17 protein-coding genes are annotated in these 15,913 nt (G+C 68.6%); 12 read left to right on the top strand and 5 right to left on the bottom strand.

The window, feature by feature from the left end:
* Position 1: 1 nt before the first annotated feature.
* Together ligK and AC1DP3_RS01775 are read right to left on the bottom strand one after the other, a co-directional pair.
* On the bottom strand, positions 2 to 694 hold the full coding sequence (gene ligK / locus AC1DP3_RS01780; protein ID WP_477290667.1) for a 4-carboxy-4-hydroxy-2-oxoadipate aldolase/oxaloacetate decarboxylase: 693 nt from the start codon (positions 692 to 694) through the stop codon (positions 2 to 4).
* Positions 695 to 707: 13 nt separating this feature from the next.
* Positions 708 to 1,736 carry an amidohydrolase family protein gene (locus AC1DP3_RS01775; protein ID WP_477290665.1) on the bottom strand — a complete coding sequence of 343 codons (1,029 nt, stop codon included), beginning with the start codon at positions 1,734 to 1,736 and terminating at the stop codon, positions 708 to 710.
* A gap of 146 nt (positions 1,737 to 1,882) precedes the next feature.
* On the opposite strand from AC1DP3_RS01775, the gene AC1DP3_RS01770 reads away from it, so the two are divergent.
* Positions 1,883 to 2,800 (top strand): LysR family transcriptional regulator, encoded by a 918-nt coding sequence (locus tag AC1DP3_RS01770; protein WP_477290663.1) that lies wholly within the window; start codon positions 1,883 to 1,885, stop codon positions 2,798 to 2,800.
* Here AC1DP3_RS01770 and AC1DP3_RS01765 read toward each other — a convergent pair.
* Positions 2,797 to 3,447: a hypothetical protein gene (locus AC1DP3_RS01765; RefSeq protein WP_477290661.1), complete on the bottom strand. Its 651-nt coding sequence runs from the start codon at positions 3,445 to 3,447 to the stop codon at positions 2,797 to 2,799. The genes AC1DP3_RS01770 and AC1DP3_RS01765 overlap by 4 nt on opposite strands.
* 99 nt (positions 3,448 to 3,546) lie before the next feature.
* On the opposite strand from AC1DP3_RS01765, the gene dcd reads away from it, so the two are divergent.
* A complete protein-coding gene (dcd, locus tag AC1DP3_RS01760) occupies positions 3,547 to 4,152 on the top strand; it encodes a dCTP deaminase (protein ID WP_477290659.1) in 606 nt (201 codons plus the stop codon).
* 1 nt (position 4,153) lies between these two features.
* On the opposite strand, the gene AC1DP3_RS01755 is transcribed toward dcd, so the two are convergent.
* Positions 4,154 to 4,660: a MarR family winged helix-turn-helix transcriptional regulator gene (locus tag AC1DP3_RS01755; RefSeq protein ID WP_477290657.1), complete on the bottom strand. Its 507-nt coding sequence runs from the start codon at positions 4,658 to 4,660 to the stop codon at positions 4,154 to 4,156.
* Between the two features lie 213 nt (positions 4,661 to 4,873).
* Between AC1DP3_RS01755 and AC1DP3_RS01750 the strand changes: the two genes are divergently transcribed.
* A complete protein-coding gene (locus AC1DP3_RS01750) occupies positions 4,874 to 5,230 on the top strand; it encodes a DUF7882 family protein (protein ID WP_477290655.1) in 357 nt (118 codons plus the stop codon).
* A 134-nt stretch (positions 5,231 to 5,364) separates the two neighbouring features.
* Here the strand turns inward: AC1DP3_RS01750 and AC1DP3_RS01745 are convergent, their stop codons facing one another.
* The gene (locus AC1DP3_RS01745; protein ID WP_477290653.1) at positions 5,365 to 6,114 is read right to left on the bottom strand and encodes a FadR/GntR family transcriptional regulator; all 750 of its coding nucleotides are present in this window, start codon (positions 6,112 to 6,114) and stop codon (positions 5,365 to 5,367) included.
* A gap of 131 nt (positions 6,115 to 6,245) precedes the next feature.
* Between AC1DP3_RS01745 and AC1DP3_RS01740 the strand changes: the two genes are divergently transcribed.
* The 9 genes from AC1DP3_RS01740 (at position 6,246) to AC1DP3_RS01700 (ending at position 15,904) form a co-directional block, all read left to right on the top strand.
* Positions 6,246 to 7,625 (top strand): ABC transporter substrate-binding protein, encoded by a 1,380-nt coding sequence (locus tag AC1DP3_RS01740; RefSeq protein ID WP_477290651.1) that lies wholly within the window; start codon positions 6,246 to 6,248, stop codon positions 7,623 to 7,625.
* Complete coding sequence (locus AC1DP3_RS01735; RefSeq protein WP_477290649.1) at positions 7,625 to 8,572, top strand: carbohydrate ABC transporter permease; 948 nt, start codon at positions 7,625 to 7,627, stop codon at positions 8,570 to 8,572. Before AC1DP3_RS01740 ends, AC1DP3_RS01735 begins: the two co-directional genes overlap by 1 nt.
* Complete coding sequence (locus AC1DP3_RS01730) at positions 8,565 to 9,488, top strand: carbohydrate ABC transporter permease (RefSeq protein ID WP_477290647.1); 924 nt, start codon at positions 8,565 to 8,567, stop codon at positions 9,486 to 9,488. The genes AC1DP3_RS01735 and AC1DP3_RS01730 overlap by 8 nt, the downstream gene beginning before the upstream one ends.
* The gene (locus AC1DP3_RS01725) at positions 9,485 to 10,636 is read left to right on the top strand and encodes a mandelate racemase/muconate lactonizing enzyme family protein (RefSeq protein ID WP_477290645.1); all 1,152 of its coding nucleotides are present in this window, start codon (positions 9,485 to 9,487) and stop codon (positions 10,634 to 10,636) included. The genes AC1DP3_RS01730 and AC1DP3_RS01725 overlap by 4 nt, the downstream gene beginning before the upstream one ends.
* Positions 10,636 to 11,601, top strand: a complete 966-nt coding sequence (locus AC1DP3_RS01720; RefSeq protein WP_477290643.1) for an MBL fold metallo-hydrolase — start codon at positions 10,636 to 10,638, stop codon at positions 11,599 to 11,601. Before AC1DP3_RS01725 ends, AC1DP3_RS01720 begins: the two co-directional genes overlap by 1 nt.
* Positions 11,598 to 12,674 (top strand): Gfo/Idh/MocA family protein, encoded by a 1,077-nt coding sequence (locus AC1DP3_RS01715; RefSeq protein WP_477290641.1) that lies wholly within the window; start codon positions 11,598 to 11,600, stop codon positions 12,672 to 12,674. The genes AC1DP3_RS01720 and AC1DP3_RS01715 overlap by 4 nt, the downstream gene beginning before the upstream one ends.
* Positions 12,671 to 13,891, top strand: a complete 1,221-nt coding sequence (locus AC1DP3_RS01710) for a CaiB/BaiF CoA transferase family protein (protein ID WP_477290639.1) — start codon at positions 12,671 to 12,673, stop codon at positions 13,889 to 13,891. The genes AC1DP3_RS01715 and AC1DP3_RS01710 overlap by 4 nt, the downstream gene beginning before the upstream one ends.
* Positions 13,888 to 14,658, top strand: coding sequence for an enoyl-CoA hydratase/isomerase family protein (locus AC1DP3_RS01705; RefSeq protein WP_477290637.1), 771 nt, complete (start codon positions 13,888 to 13,890; stop codon positions 14,656 to 14,658). Before AC1DP3_RS01710 ends, AC1DP3_RS01705 begins: the two co-directional genes overlap by 4 nt.
* A gap of 61 nt (positions 14,659 to 14,719) precedes the next feature.
* Complete coding sequence (locus tag AC1DP3_RS01700; RefSeq protein WP_477290636.1) at positions 14,720 to 15,904, top strand: fumarylacetoacetate hydrolase family protein; 1,185 nt, start codon at positions 14,720 to 14,722, stop codon at positions 15,902 to 15,904.
* Positions 15,905 to 15,913: the final 9 nt, after the last annotated feature.

The raw sequence follows: 15,913 nt of genomic DNA, 5'->3' as shown, positions 1-15,913 counted from the left end.
GTCAGTCCTCCACGTACTCGAGGCCGGCGGCGGCGAGGGGCTCGCGCATGCCGTACAGATCCAGGCCGAGCACGCCGTCGCGGAACTTCTGGCGCTTGGACCCCTCGTTGGCTTCGCGCGCGGCGGATGCGTCGGCGACGGCTCCTACGAGATCGCGGGGCACCACCACGACCCCGTCGACGTCCGCGACGACGACGTCGCCGGGATTCACGACGGCGTTCGCGACGACGACCGGCACATTCACCGAGCCGAGCGTGGCCTTGACCGTGCCTTTGGCGTTGATCGCGCGCGAGAAGACGGGGAAGTCCATCGACTCGAGGTCGGCGACATCGCGGACGCCCCCGTCGATCACCAGGCCCCGGCATCCCCGCGCCATCAGGGACGTGGCCAGCAGGTCGCCGAAGAAGCCGTCCTCGCTCTCGGTGGTGCAGCCGGCGACGACGACGTCGCCCTCCTGCACCTGCTCGGCAGCGACGTGGAACATCCAGTTGTCACCGGGCTGCAGAAGCACGGTGACGGCAGGGCCGCACAGCTTCGCACCGCGGTAGGCAGGACGGATGTAGGGCCGCATCAGGCCGACGCGTCCCATCGCCTCGTGGATCGTCGCGACGCCGAACGCCGAGAGACGGGCCACGTCGTGAGGGTCGGGACGCTCGATCCGGGTGCGGACGATGCCGAGGTTGTTCAGTCGCATGGCTCTCTCCTGCTCACAGTCCGCGAGCGGTCAGGGCGCGGTCGACGCGCGGGTAGACGCGGCGCGCGTTCGCTTCGTACACCTGCGCGCGCTGGGCGGCATCGAGGTTGGGGGTGGCGTCGATGTAGCGCTTGGTGTCGTCGAAGTGATGACCCGTGCGCGGGTCGATGTCGCGGACGGCGCCGACCATCTCGCTGGCGAAAAGGATGTTGTCGGTCGGGACGACGGACGTCAGCAGGTCGATTCCCGGCTGATGGTAGACGCAGGTGTCGAAGAACACGTTGCCCATCAGGTGCTCCTCGAGCTCGGGCTTGCCCAGCGCCATCGCGAGCCCGCGGAAGCGGCCCCAGTGATACGGCACTGCCCCGCCGCCGTGCGGGATCACCAGCTTCAGATCGGGGAAGTCGCGGAAGAGATCCCCTTGCAGAAGCTGCATGAACGCGGTGGTGTCGGCGTTGAGGTAGTGCGCTCCGGTGGTGTGGAAGGCCGGATTGCACGACGTGCTCACGTGCACCATCGCGGGGATCTCGTACTCCACGAGCTTCTCGTAGATCGGATACCAGGAGCGGTCCGTCAGCGGCGGCGAGGTCCATTTCCCGCCCGTGGGATCGGGGTTGAGGTTCACCGTCACGGCCCCGAGCTCTTCCACGGCGCGCGTGAGCTCCGCGACGCTCGTCTCGGGGGCGGCGCCGGGGGACTGGGGCAGCATCGCGCCCGTGAGGAAGCGGTCCGGGTACAGCTCGCTGACCCGCGCGCAGAGGTCGTTGCACAGGCGCGCCCACGTCTCGCTGACCGACAGATCGCCGATGTGATGGGCCATGAACGAGGCGCGCGGGCTGAAGACGGTCAGGTCGCTCCCGCGCTCGTTCATGAGCTTGAGCTGATTCGCTTCGATCGTCTCGCGGATGTCGTCATCGCTGATCTGCAGGGATGCCGGGTCCGGCGCTTCACCGTGGCCCTCCGTGAACGCGACCTGAAGGTCGCGCCACGCCCCGAGCTGAGCCGGAGCGGTCGTGTAATGGCCGTGGATGTCGATGATCAACGCGCGTCCTCGTCACTGAAAGATCGGGGCGGGAGTCGCTTCGCAACGGGCGCTGTCGTGAAGGATGCCGCTGCCTCGACGATAGGCGGCTTTAAAGCTGTGGTCCAATAGATTCGAAAGGCACACCCTATAGAGGGGATCTATGCGTGGCCATCGCCGATCTGAACCAGCTCCGAACGTTCGTGGTTCTCTACGAGCTCCGGAGCCTGACCGCCGCCGCGGAGCAGCTGCATGTGACGCAGCCCACTGTCAGCTACACGCTCGCGCGGCTTCGCGAGAGGTTCCGCGACGACCTCTTCCGGCGTGAGGGCCACACCATGGTGCCGACATCCCGGGCCGCGCAGCTCTTCGGACCCCTGCATGAGGCGCTCGCGAAGATCGACGCCACGGTGAGCGGCGCGGACCCCTTCGACCCTGCCAGCTTCACCGGCGAGCTGGCGCTCGGACTGACCTCGATCGGCGAGCAGACGTTCCTTCCCCCGATCATCGGAGCCCTCGCCCGAGCCACCTCGAGTCCGCACCTCCGGGTCGAGCGGCTGGATGCCGACCAGGTCGAGGAGGGGCTCGTGCGCGGCACCATCGACCTCGCCATCACGGTGTCGGTGATGGTCAGCCCGCGCCTGTGGCGCACCACGGTACGCGCGGTCGAGTATGTGGCCCTCACGTCGAAGACGCACCCGCTTCCTGTGATCGGGCCGGACATGTTCTCGGGTCGCCGGTTCGTGCAGGTGTCGTCTCGCGGCGGCCACCTCTTCCCTCTCCAGGCGCTGGTCGAGCACGAGCTCCTGCCGCAGGTCGCCCTCACGGTGGAGGAGTATGCGACGGTGCCCGCGGTCCTCCTCGCGACCGATCTGGTGGTGATGCTGCCGCGTCACGTCGCCGAGGTCTTCTGCGGCTGGTTCCCCGACCTTCAGATCGCCGAGCTCCCCTGGCCGGGGCACAGCTCGCCGGTTGCGCTGTACACGCGCTCGGATGAGGGACTCTCGCCGGCACAGCGGTGGTTCCGGTCACTGGTGTTCGATGCGGTGGTCTCAGAGGAGCTGCGCGGCAGGCCGGAGCGCTAGCTCCTGTTGCGGTTCCAGCTCGCTCGCGCAGGGAACATCGGGCTGCGCACGTGGATGGCCCAGGTCGAGTGCGGATGGAGCGAGAGGAGCGCGCGCTCCCACCAGCTGCGCGCCTCTTCCGAGAGGCGGGGGAGCACGGCATCCTTGTCGATGTCGTCCTCGGGCCGCGGCCGCAGCGCCTTCCACACCAGCTGGATCTCCGGAGCCCCGGTCGGAATCCCGTCGATGTCGAGCACCGCGGCATCCCACGACAGCTGAAGCCTCGCATCGCGCCGGTAGACCCAGCGCTGCTCGGAGCCGTCCTCGACGTTCACCTGCAGCACCCACGCACCGATCGCATCGTCGTGGACGAGCACGGGCTGAGGGTCAGCGCCCTCCGGCAGGTCAGCCCAGGCGACCAGCCCGTCGCCCGACGCCACCCACGCGCTGAGGGGTGCCGGCAGGCCCGCCAGCAGCTTCGCCAGGTCGCCCCAGGTCGTGCTGATGTCGGTGTTGGCGCGCTCGCGGATCGGGCTGCCGAGCCAGCGGTCGAGGGCGGCGCCGCCGGACAGCCACCACCTGGCGTCGGAGTGCGCGAGCAGTTCGGCAACGGCCTCCGGCGCGAGCGTCTCCCACCGCGACGCGGGTGACGGTGCGGGAGAGGCCATAGGACGAGGCTACCTCTCGGGGTCTGCCCGACGCCGGGAGGGGGTCAGGGCGAGGGAAACCCCGCCGGGGACCGGCATCCCGAGCCCTAGGCTGGTCGAATGCTGCTCTCGGACCGCGACATCCGCCACGAAATCGACTCGGGGCGGATGGCGCTGGACCCGTGGGATCCCGCCATGGTGCAGCCCTCGAGCGTCGACGTGCGGCTCGACCGGTACTTCCGGCTGTTCGACAACCACAAGTACCCCTACATCGACCCCGCCGAGGATCAGCCCGACCTGACCCGTCTGATCGAGGTGGCGCCGGACGAGCCGTTCATCCTCCACCCGGGCGAGTTCGCGCTCGGCTCGACCTTCGAGCAGATCAGCCTGCCCGATGACGTCGCCGCTCGGCTCGAGGGCAAGTCGTCGCTCGGCCGGCTCGGGTTGCTGACGCACTCGACGGCGGGCTTCATCGACCCCGGGTTCTCGGGGCACGTGACCCTCGAGCTGTCGAACGTCGCGACGCTGCCGATCAAGCTCTGGCCAGGCATGAAGATCGGGCAGGTCTGCTACTTCCGCCTGTCATCGCCCGCCGAGAACCCGTACGGCTCGGGCCCCTACGGCAACCGCTATCAGGGCCAGCGGGGGCCGACAGCATCCCGCTCGTTCCAGAACTTCCACCGCACGGATGTCGGCTCCACCGAGGCGGGGTCGCGAGGCGCCTGAGTCAGGCGGTCGCCGTCAGCTCCTCGAGTGCGTCGGCGATCTTCGCGATCACACCGGCGCTCACCTCGACATCCGACGCGGGCAGGCCTTCGATGACGCGGACGATGGCGCCATGGTGCGCGCCCAGGGACTCGTCGACGCGTGAGATCGCCTCTTCGGTGGGCACGAGGTAGTGCGCGCGCCGGTCGGTGGGATGCTGTACGCGGGTGACATAGGAGCGGCTGACGAGTCGCTCCACGACGTTGGTCACTGTGGCGCTGGAGCTGTCGAGCATGACGATGAGATCCTTCGGGCTGAGGTCTCGTCCGTCGCGATAGCCCTGCACGAGGTAGCGCAGCGCCGTGAGGTCGAGGCTCGAGAGTCCGGTCGCGCGGAGCGCCTCTTCGGCCTGGGCGCGCTCGGCGCGCCAGAGCCTCAGGATCGCGGACGTCAGGGCGCGACCGGGTTCGCTGCTCGGCGCCTCCGCATAAAGATGCTCGGTCTCGTGCCGTACGACTGTCTTCGGCATGGCTTCCTCTCACGCTGGTCCGGCGCCCCTGAGCCCCCACTCTCGCTCGTGCGGCCGTCGTCCGGAATCTACGTTCCACACGATAGCACCACCGCGTGTGACGATCGCAAATTTACACACACCGCGAGATTCTTACTCGGTGGGATTGACAGATTCTGTACTAAGACGTAGAACTTGTTGCAGACGTTCCGGCACAGCGACGACGAAAGGAAAGTGAGCACGGTGGGACACCTCTACTACGGGTCCGAATCGCAGCCCGTTGAATTCCCGGACCGGGTCCTCGCGCACATCAGAGTGCTCGCCACATCGAAGCTGCGCCGCGGCGAGAGCTTCACCATGACCTGGCGGCATCCCTCGGAATCCGGCGAGGGCCGGACGTCCATCTGGATGCAGCCCGCCATCCCCATGAAGTTCGTCTTCGACTCCGCCGAGGCCCAGCAGCTCGACCCGGAGTATCTTCAGCGACTCGCGCGGGAGGCGTCTTCGAGCAATGGGGTCTTCATCGACACTGACGATCCGGCGCCGCAGCTGGCACCCGTGAAGCGGGTGCCAGCCGGCATCGCCGCCTGACGAGTTCGGGAGGAGATGTCCTCGATCGGAGGATGCCGCGGCCCGGCGCCCCCTCCGATCGGCGACAGCTCCTCCGCCAGCGGCGGTCAGTGCGCGGTGCGCCCCGGCGAGGTCGTGCACGAGCACGGCCGAGGTCACCCCGCTTCGGCGGCCTCGTCGACGCGGGGCGGCCGGCGACGCTGCCACGCATCGAGGATGTGCCTCCGCATCGCCTGCTCGGCGGCGTCGGGATCCCCGGCGGCGATCGCGTCGTAGATGGCCTCGTGCTCGTGCAGCGTGACATCGAGCTGGCTGCGCAGAGAGTAGCGAGTAGACGCCAGCGCCTGGGCGAAGAGGGTCTTGACGATGGAGTCCGCCAGCCGGTTCGTCGCCATCTGGCCCACGATGGAGTGGAAGACGACATCGGCTCGGCCGAATTCGGCCTGGTCCTTGATGGTCTCGCGCATGAGGTTCAGGGCGTCACCCAGTCGTGCGATGTCTTCGACAGAAGGATGGGCGGCGGCATCCCGTGCGATGACGGCCTCGAGTGCCGCCCGCACGACACTCAGGTCATCGAGCGTGCCGAGGGTCGCGTCGTTCGCGACGAGCGCCGCGAGCACGGTCTCGTCGACCATCTTCCATGAGGTGACCGGAGCGACCTGAGTCCCTCGTCCCTGTGCCACGGTCACGAGCCCCTTCTCCTCGACCCGCTTGACCGATTCGCGGATGACCGTCCGGCTGACCGCGAACTGCTCGCAGAGCACCGACTCGGGGGGAAGGGTCGTTCCCGGCGGCAGGTCGCCGCGGACGATCGCGTCGACGAGCTCCGCGACGACGGTCACCCCCAGGCGCGGGGCCTTCTCCCGCGCGGAGATGGTCGGCACGATCGGCCGATCGGGAATCATGGCGTCAGCCTACCCATGGAGTTCTCCCTCGCACGGCCCGCGAAGGGCCATTGCTAATACATCATACGTGTGATGTACTTTCAACCGCCCGACATCTGTCGCCAGTGACGCCGATCAGTAAAGGATGCGATATGTCACAGCAATCGTCCGCCCTCCGCCCCGCCATACGGGCGCTTTCGGTGGCGGCCGCCGCCACCGTGGGCCTGCTGGTCTTCAGCGGCTGCTCCGGCGGCGACGGCGGAGGTGACTCCGCAGCAGACAGCGAGTACGGCTTCACGACGGCCGAGCAGGTGAAGGACAGCCCCATCACGGTGTGGGTGGACGCCGCCCGCGAGCCCGCGGTCACCGCCTTCAAGAAGGCCAACCCCGACACTCCGATCGAGTTCGAGACCTACGACGGCAACGCCGGCGGCAGCGGGTCGTTCCAGAGCAAGATCACCCTCATGGACCAGGCCGGCGAGGGCTGGCCCGACGTGGTGTTCTCGACCCAGCAGAACGACGCGATCTGGGCGTCGAAGGAGACCCCGAACGGCGAGCAGGGCTTCGCCGCCCCCCTGAACAAGGGCTTGTTCGACCAGGACTTCCTCGACGGCTTCGTGCCCGGCGCGAACGACATCACGACGATCGACGGTGTTCAGTACGGCCTGCGCAACGACCTGGCCCAGACGGTCTTCTACTACAACCAGCCCCTGCTCGACGAGTTCGGCTACGACGTGCCGACCACGTGGGAGGAGTACGGGGAGCTCGGCGACAAGCTCGCCGCGGAGCACCCCGGGTACATCCTCGGCAGCATGGGCGACTCGTTCATGACGTACGTCTACTACGGCGGCTCGGAGTCGCCGGTCTTCCAGTCGCCCGAAGCGGACGTGTTCCACTCCGACACCTCGGATGAGAACGCGGTGAACATCTCGAAGATCATCGACGGGATGCTGGCCAACGGCACTCTCGTCCAGGACAGCCTGTTCAGCGCGGACTTCAACTCCAACTACGCCGACAAGCTCGTGGGCGTTCCCGGACCGGTCTGGTACACGGGCGCCATCTTCCAGGGCGGCCTCGCGGTGCCCGCAGGGCAGATCGGGGTGAGTGCGCCGCTCAAGTGGGATGGCGGCGATGTCGCAGCAGGAAACGTCGGCGGCGGAGTCTGGTACGCCTCGCGGCACTCCAAGAACCTCGAAGCGGTCAAGACCTTCCTCGAGTTCGTCACCAGCTCCGACGAGTTCCAGGTCGAGCTCTCATCCGGCTACCCGGCCTACGCCTCGGCGGCTGAGGGCTGGCTCGCCAAGCAGGCGGAGACGGGCTACTTCGTCAACGACGACTTCGAGCAGGTCATGACGGATGCTGCGAGCTCGGTGTGGGACGGCTGGAACGTCACGAGCTGGAGCCCCGAGACGGCGTGGGCGAAGGTGGTCATCCCCGAGATCGCGAAGGGGAAGACCGTCGAGTCCCTTCTGCCCGCCTGGCAGAAGGAGCTCGAGAACGAAGCGACCGTGAACGGGTACACGGTCAAGTAGTGTCCGACACTGTCACGCTCGTCACGGCCTCCGGCGCCGGCCCTCGCGGCCTGCGCCGGAGCGCCGCGGCGCCCCGCAGAGCGGCCGGGCGCCACCAGGCGCGGTACGGCTACATCTTCGTCAGCGGCTACACCCTGTTCCTCCTGGCGTTCGGGATCCTCCCCACCCTCTACGCGGTCTACCTCGCGTTCACCAAGAACGGCCAGTGGGCAGGCATCGACAACTTCGTCAAGGTCATGGGGGACTACCGCTTCCTCCCCGCCGTCGGACACGTCGCGCTGTACGTGTTCTTCTGGCTGATCAGCCTCCTGGTGCTGGTCACGGTCCTGGCACTCGTCGTCCACGCCGTGCGCGTGCGGTGGCTGAGCAACGCGTCGCGATTCCTCTTCTACATCCCCGGCGCCATCGCGGGCGCCTCGAGCGTGCTGCTGTGGCTCTTCGTGCTCGATCCGAGCGTGAGTCCGGTGTCGGGCCTGCTCCACGCGATGGGCTTCGAGAAGCTCGTCAACGTCGTCGCCGTCGAGAATCTCCCCGTGGTGTTCACGGTCATCGCCTTCTGGGCCGGAGCCGGCGGCTGGATCGTGATCATGTACGGCGCGCTCAACAATGTGCCCCACGAGGTGATGGAGGCGGCGCGCATCGACGGTGCAGGAGCGGTGAAGACGGCCTGGTACATCCAGCTGCCGATGCTCAAGAAGTGGATCAGCTACATGGCGATCATGTCGCTCGCCGCCGGAGTGCAGCTCTTCGTGGAGCCGAAGGTGCTCTCGCAGGCCACGAAGGGCGTCGTTCCCGAGGACTACTCCCTGAACCAGCTCGCCTACCTGTACGCGTTCCGCCAGGGCGACTTCTCGGGATCCGCCGCGATCTCGCTCATGCTGCTCGTCGTGGCGCTCGGTCTGTCCATCGTGTTCATCTTCCGCGGAAGGCTGTTCGAAATTGACTGACACCAAGGACAGGGCAGGCATCGCCGTCCGCCGTCCTCAAGGCGGCGCGACGCCGAGGCAGTGGGTCTCGCGCGTGCTCGTCGTCGCGCTGATCGTCGGGTTCGTCGTCTTCTTCATTCTGCCGATCGTCTGGCTCCTGCTCGCCCCGACGAAGACCAACAACGAGCTTCTGCTGAACAGCCCCTTCTCCTTCGGCTCGTTCGACCAGCTCGTGGCGAACTGGAATGAGCTGTTCGCGTTCGGAAGCGGCGTCTTCGCCATCTGGCTCGGCAACTCCGTGTTCTACTCGTTCACCGCCCTCGCGCTGACGCTGCTCATCAGCATCCCGGCCGGCTACGCGCTCGCGCTCATCCAGTTCAAGGGACGCCGGCTGCTGCTGGTCACGACCCTCATCGTGATGCTGATCCCGAACACGGCGCTCGTGCTGCCCGTCTTCCTCGAGCTCAGCGCGCTGCACCTCATCGGCAATCCGCTCGCCGTGATCCTGCCGTTCTCGTTCTTCCCGTTCGGCGTGTACCTCACGTACATCTACTTCTCGACGGCGGTGTCGCGCGACCTGCTCAACGCCGCACGCATCGACGGCGCCGGAGAGCTGCGGGTGTTCACGAAGATCGCGATGCCGCTTGCGACGCCGGTGATCGCCCTCGTCGGCTTCTTCAGCTTCGTCGGCAACTGGAACAACTACTTCCTGCCGTTCCTCGTCGTCGGCGGGACGAAGATCCCGGTGCAGGTGGGACTCGCGAACCTGCTCTCCAATGTGCCGGCATTCAACCCGACGACCTCGTCGAGCATCGTCATCCAGCTGCCGACCCTGGCACTCGCCACCCTGCTGTCGGTCGCGCCGATCCTCATCATCTTCCTTTTCGCCCAGCGATTCCTCGTCGAGGGCATGACCGCGGGGGGTACGAAGGAATGAAGATCACCGGCTACCGGACCCTGTCGGCGCGCCACCACTGGCAACGGGCCGTGGGAGACGTCAACGGGCACATCGAAGATGCGGTCACCGACGTGCCGATCCTCATCCTCGAGACCGACGAGGGTGTCGAAGGCGTCGGCATCGGTTCGCACGCCGATCTCGCCCGGCTCTTCCCCGCGATCCTGGGCGAGGACCCGCGGGGGGTGTCGGCGCTGTTCGACCGCATGCTGGCCGCGGTCTTCAAGGCGGGTCATTCCGGCGCCACGTACGGCGGCGTCGCGACGATCGATGCGGCACTGTGGGACATCAAGGCGAAGCTCGCCGGCGAACCGCTGTGGCGCCTGCTCGGGGGTCGCGACCGATTCATCCCCGCATATGCGTCCGGACTCGACATCGCCCTGACCGACGATGAGATCGCGACGTTCTACGGGGCGTTCGCCGATCGCGGCTACGTCGCGGGAAAGCTCAAGGGCGGCCTTGATCCGGATGCCGATCTCCGGCGTCTGAAGGTGCTCGAGGATGTCCTCTCCCGCAACACCTCGCGGCCGGGACTGATGCTCGACGCCAACGAGTCGTGGCAGGTCAAGCAGGCGGTCCGCTACGTCAGTGCGATCGAGGAGCACGTCGACCTGCTCTGGGTCGAAGAGCCCCTGCGCCGCTGGGACGCCGTGGGGCACGCCCGGCTGAGCGCCAGCATCCGATCGGCCGTCGCCACCGGAGAGAATCTGACGGGCGTCGACCAGTTCCGTCCGCTGTTCGATGCCGGCGCGCCCGACATCGTGCAGGCCGGAGCGATCTGGGGCGTCACCCACATGCTGCGGCTCGCGACGGTGGCCGCTGCCCGCGACCTGCCGATCAGCCCCGTCGGCTACAACGCGAACCCCGCTGTCGCCGCGGCCATGACCGCGGTGCCGAATCACCTCACCACCGAGGTGCAGGCGCTCGACTTCGCGCCGGGGGTGGTGGTCGACCACGAGTTCGCCGACGGCGGGATCGTGATCGGGGACGAGCCCGGCAGCGGCATCCGGATCGATGAAGCGGCCATCGTCACGGCGTCGTCGTCGGACGGATGGCGCAGCCCCGCGGGCCCCCATCATCGCCCGCAGCGCGCCGGCCTTCGGGTCGTGCTCGACGGAGTGGAGCGCTGATGGAGCTGCGCCCCGGCCTGCACCGCATCCCGGCGCCGCTCGGCGAGCGCTTCGTCGCGCTCTACCTCTTCGTCGGCGCGGAGTCGGCGCTGCTGGTCGATACCGGCATCCGGGAATCGATCACCGACACGTTCCTGCCCTATCTCGACAGCGCCGGGATCGACCCCGGGATCGTGCGCTGGGCCGTGAACACCCATTGCGACTTCGATCACACCGGCGGCAACGGCGCGCTCAAGGCGGCGCTGCCGCATGTCCGCATCATGGCGCACCGTCTCGACCAGGGGCTGACCGAGGACGTGCAGCGCCTGATCGACGAGCGCTACGGCGAGTTCCGCGCGACGGACGGCTTCGACGACCCTCCCGAGACGACGGCCTACCTGCGATCCGTCACCGACCTCGTGCCCCTGGATACCGTGCTCTCGGGTGGTGAGGAGTTCGACCTGGGCGGGCGCTCGGTTCGCATCCTGCACGTGCCCGGACACTCGCCCGGCCACGTCGCCGTGTTCGACCCTGCGAATCGCGCCGTCGCGATCGGCGACGCGACATTGGGGACCACTGTGCCGTTCGCAGACGGCCGCGCCGCCTTTCCGCCGACCTACCGCGATGTCGGGCCGTACGTCGCATCGATCGAGACGCTTCGGACGCTCGACGTCGACCTCGTGCTGACCGCTCACTACCCGGTCTACGAGGGCGCCGCCGCGAACGCGTTCCTCGACGACAGTGAGCGGTACACAGGCGACATCGACGACGTGCTGACCGATCTGCTCGCTCGTGCCGAGACCGGGCTGACGACGCTCGAGCTGGTGCGCGCTGCGGGAGCGCGGCTCGGCCCGTGGGGCCCGGGGGCTCTGGACTATGCGGTCTTCCCGGTGACGGGCAACCTCGAGCGGATGCGCGAGGCGGGCACGGTTCGCGAGGAGATCTCGCCGGACGGTCGCCGCCTCTGGCGCACGGTGGCCGCGTGAAGCGGGTGCGGGTCGGTGCAGTGGGCGCCGGCTGGTGGGCCACCAGCAATCACTTCCCGATCCTCGCCGGGCGCGCGGATGTCGAGCTCGTCGGCGTGTGCGGCAAGGGCCCTTCTCTCGAGGGGGTTCAGCGCCGATTCGGCTTCGGCATGGCGACCGAGGACTACGAGGAGCTGCTCGACCAGAAGCTCGACGCGGTCGTGATCACGACGCCTCACGACCTGCACTACGACAACGCGGTGGCCGCCATCGAGCGGGGCCTGCACGTGCAGGTCGAGAAGCCGACGACACTCGAGCCGCGGGCCGCGTGGGACCTCGTGGAGCGCGTGGAGCGCATGGGCGTGCACTTCCTGGTGCCGTACGGCTGGAACTACAAGGACTTCACCGTGCGGGCGCAGGAGATGCTCGCGGACGGTCTGATCGGCGACGTGCAGCACGTGCTCTGCCATATGGCGTCGCCGACCCGGGGGCTCTTCGCGGGCGACCCCGCCGACATCATGAAGCTGTGGGACTCCGAGACCGGATCCGCCCCCGATGTCTCCACGTGGCAGTCGCCCGCCCGCGGCGGCGGGTACGCGCACGGCCAGATCACGCACTCCAGTGCCCTCCTCTTCTTCCTCACCGGGCTGCGCGCCGCGACCGTCGCGGGGCGCGTGTCACTCGGCGGCGCTGCCGTGGATCTCTTCGACGCCGGGGTCATCACGTTCGAGGGCGGTGCGCTCGGTGCGCTCTCGGGGGCGGCGACGCTGCCCGACGACGAGCCCTACCAGGTCGACATCCGGCTCTTCGGCACCGAGGGCGTGCTCATGCTCGACACCGAGCGCGAGCGCATGTGGGTGCACCGCTACGACGGCGCGCGAGAGGAGCTCGCCATCGAGCCCGGCGCGGGCGCCTACGAATGCGTCACGCCCCCGCACCGCTTCATCGACCTGATCACCGGCGCGAGTGAGCAGAACAACTCCGACGCCCGCGTCGCTGCCCGCTCCGTCGAGCTGATCGACGCCCTGCTCCGCTCATCGGCGCAGGGCGGCGCAACCGTCGACGTCATCCCCGACCCGAAGGACATCTCGTGACCGACACCCCGGCGGTGCTGCGCGGCTACCGCGTCATCGACTGCTCCATAGCGATGGCGGGGCCCTTCGCGGCACAGCGCCTCGGCGACCTCGGCGCCGATGTCATCAAGATCGAGCCCACCGCCGGCGAGTGGCAGCGCTTCGCCGCTGCCGGCGGCGCCATGGGCAACGAGATCAACGTGTCGTTCCTCTCGCTCAACCGCAACAAGCGCTCGGTCGCGCTCGACCTCAAGAGTCCCGAGGGCAAGACCGCGCTGCGGGCGCTCGTCGAGGGCGCGGACGTCTTCCTGCAGAACTACCGGCCCGGCGTCGCTGCGCGCCTCGGCGTCGACTACGAGTCGCTGCGCGCGGTCAACCCTGCCCTCGTCTACGTCTCGATCTCGGGTTACGGCGAGGACGGGCCCTATCGGGACCGGCCCGGGCAGGACCTTCTCGTGCAGGCGATGTCGGGTGCCATGCTCTCGCACGGTCGCGCCGGCGACGCGCCGGCCCCCGCGGGTCAGTATCTGGCGGACGCCGTCACCGCCTCGACCGCGTTCGAGGGAGTGCTGGCTGCCCTCCTGCATCGCGAGCGGACGGGGGAGGGGCAACTGGTGACGGTCAACATGCTGGATGCCGTCACCACCCTGCAGATGCAGGAGCTCTCGGTCTTCACCGTCGGCGGCAAGCCCCAGCAGCGCAGCGAAGAGCCGCACGCCCACGTCTACATCCGCGCGCCGTACGGGGTGTTCCGCACGAGCGACGGGTTTCTGGCGCTCGCGTTCGCCGACCCTCAGGAGCTCGGGCGGCTGATCGGCGAACCCGCCTTCGAGGGGTGGGTCGGCGAGGTCGAGGGATGGAGCAAGCGCGACGAGCTGTCATCGCTCGTCCAGGCGAAGCTGCTCGAGAAGCCCACGGCATTCTGGCTCGAGACACTGGGCGGCGCCGGCATGTGGGTGGGGCCGGTCTACGGCTACGAGGATCTCGTGGCCGACCCGCAGATCATCCACAACGGCACCTTCATCGAGTACGACCACCCGACCGAGGGCCGGGTGAAGACCCCCGGCTTCCCGTACCGCTTCAGCAGGACCCCGCCCCGTGTGGAGCGCGGTGCTCCGCTGGTCGGCGAGCACACCCGCGAGGTGCTGATCGAGGCGGGATACTCGACCGCAGAGGTCGACGTGCTGATCGCGGCCGGTGCAGCGGCGGCGCCGACCGCCGCGGAGGTGGCGGGATGACCGAGGGAGTGCTCTGCGACGTCGACCGAGCGGTCGCGATCGTGACGATCGACCGGCCGGCCAAGCTCAACTCGGTCACCCAGGAGATGTCCGACCGCCTGGTCGAGGTGATCGAGGCGCTCAACGCCGACGACGACGTGCGCGTCGTGATCCTCACGGGTTCGGGCGAGCGGTCCTTCTGCGCCGGAAGCGACATCCGCACGCTCGACAAGTACCCGACGCCGTGGGCCTTCCGCAACCGCACCGACTACTGCGACGCCATCCGCGCGTGCCGAAAGCCCGTCATCGCGGCGGTGAACGGCTACGCGTTCGGCGGTGGTCTCGAGACCGCGCTCAGCTGCGACATCCGGCTGGCGTCGTCCACCGCGACCTTCGCCGCGCCCGAGATCACGCTCGGCTGGATCGGCGGGGGCGGGATGTCGGCATTCCTGGCAGCGTCGGTCGGTCCGAGCAATGCCGCGGTCATGCTCATGACCGGCGAGCCCATCGACGCCGCGACGGCGCTGCGCTGGGGCCTCGTGAGCGACGTCGTCGAGCCCGAGGAGCTGCTGCCGCGCGCGCGTGCGCTCGCCGAGGTGATCGCGAGCCGGCCGCCGATCGCGGCCGAGACCGCCAAGGCCAACCTGCACGCGGCCGCGAACATGCCGCAGGAAGCCGCGATCCGCTACGAGCGCGACCTTCAGACGGTGACGTTCGCCACCGAGGACGCCCACGAGGGTCGCGCGGCGTTCGCCGAGAAGCGCCCCGGCGTCTTCCACGGCCGTTGACCCGCGCCTTCGGCGAGGGCAGTCCCAGACACGGCGGACTCTCCGCAGAGACGAGGAGCGCATGACGCGCATGCACACGACCGAGATCCACTCCCTGCTGCCCGACGACGGCACGACCGGCGTGCTCGTCGGGCGGGCGTGGGACCCCGCTGCCGGGGGTCCGAGCGTCGTCGCCGTCCGTGCCGAGGGCGTGGTGGATCTCAGCGCGAGCTTCGGCACTGTCCGGTCGCTGACCGAAACCCCCGACCCGGCGGCGGCCGCGGCGGCAGCATCCGGTCCCCTGCTCGGAACGCTCGACGAACTGCTCGAGAACACCCCGCCGGATGCCCGCGACCCCGATCGGCCGTGGCTGCTCTCGCCCATCGATCTGCACGTGGTCAAAGCCGCGGGGGTGACCTTCCCGATCTCGATGCTCGAGCGCGTCATCGAGGAGCGCGCTCGCGGGGAGAAGGATGCCGCGCTCGGCATACGGGCCGAGATCACCGAGGCGCTCGGGGGAGAGCTCGACACGCTCGTGCCCGGCTCGCCGGAGGCGGCGCGGGTCAAGGCGGCGCTGATCGAGCGGGGACTGTGGAGCCAGTACCTCGAGGTGGGCATCGGCCCCGACGCCGAGGTCTTCACGAAGGCGCCGGTGCTGGCATCGGTCGGCACCGCCGTCGATGTCGGACTGCACTCGTCGTCGGAGTGGAACAACCCCGAGCCCGAGATCGTGCTCGTCGTCTCTTCGAGGGGCGAAGTGGTGGGGGCCGCGCTCGGCAATGACGTGAATCTGCGCGACATCGAAGGCCGCTCCGCCCTGCTGCTGCCCAAAGCCAAAGACAACAACGGCTCGGCGGCGATCGGGCCGTTCCTCCGGCTGTTCGATGCCTCCTACGGCATCGATGACGTGCGCACCGCGGTCGTGACCCTCACCGTCGAAGGTCCAGACGGCTTCTCGATGACGGGCCACAGCCCGCTCGCTGCCATCGCCCGGGATCCGCTCGATATCGTCGCGCAGGTCATCGGCGATCACCACCAGTATCCCGACGGTTTCGTGCTGTTCCTCGGCACCCTCTTCGCGCCCGTCGAGGATCGCGACGAGCACGGCCGGGGCTTCACGCACCACGTCGACGACATCGTCCGCATCGCCGAGCCCAGGCTCGGGGCTCTCACCAACCGGGTGCGCCTCAGCGAGCAGATCGAACCGTGGACGTTCGGGATCGCCGCGCTGTTCGACAGCCTGGCGAAGCGGGGGATGCTGCCATGACCCCGCTCA

Source organism: Microbacterium sp. P5_B6, assembly GCF_056400345.1.
Note: the sequence above shows the minus strand (reverse complement) of the source record. Positions and strands in the feature narration are given on the sequence as shown.

Excerpts from the sequence above, each read along its gene's own strand:
- dcd (WP_477290659.1), top strand. The coding sequence starts at position 3,547 with ATGCTGCTCTCGGACCGCGACATCCGCCACGAAATCGACTCGGGGCGG.
- AC1DP3_RS01755 (WP_477290657.1), bottom strand. The coding sequence starts at position 4,660 with ATGCCGAAGACAGTCGTACGGCACGAGACCGAGCATCTTTATGCGGAG.
- AC1DP3_RS01740 (WP_477290651.1), top strand. The coding sequence starts at position 6,246 with ATGTCACAGCAATCGTCCGCCCTCCGCCCCGCCATACGGGCGCTTTCG.
- AC1DP3_RS01700 (WP_477290636.1), top strand. The coding sequence starts at position 14,720 with ATGACGCGCATGCACACGACCGAGATCCACTCCCTGCTGCCCGACGAC.
- AC1DP3_RS01765 (WP_477290661.1), bottom strand. The coding sequence starts at position 3,447 with ATGGCCTCTCCCGCACCGTCACCCGCGTCGCGGTGGGAGACGCTCGCG.
- AC1DP3_RS01720 (WP_477290643.1), top strand. The coding sequence starts at position 10,636 with ATGGAGCTGCGCCCCGGCCTGCACCGCATCCCGGCGCCGCTCGGCGAG.
- AC1DP3_RS01745 (WP_477290653.1), bottom strand. The coding sequence starts at position 6,114 with ATGATTCCCGATCGGCCGATCGTGCCGACCATCTCCGCGCGGGAGAAG.
- AC1DP3_RS01725 (WP_477290645.1), top strand. The coding sequence starts at position 9,485 with ATGAAGATCACCGGCTACCGGACCCTGTCGGCGCGCCACCACTGGCAA.
- ligK (WP_477290667.1), bottom strand. The coding sequence starts at position 694 with ATGCGACTGAACAACCTCGGCATCGTCCGCACCCGGATCGAGCGTCCC.
- AC1DP3_RS01705 (WP_477290637.1), top strand. The coding sequence starts at position 13,888 with ATGACCGAGGGAGTGCTCTGCGACGTCGACCGAGCGGTCGCGATCGTG.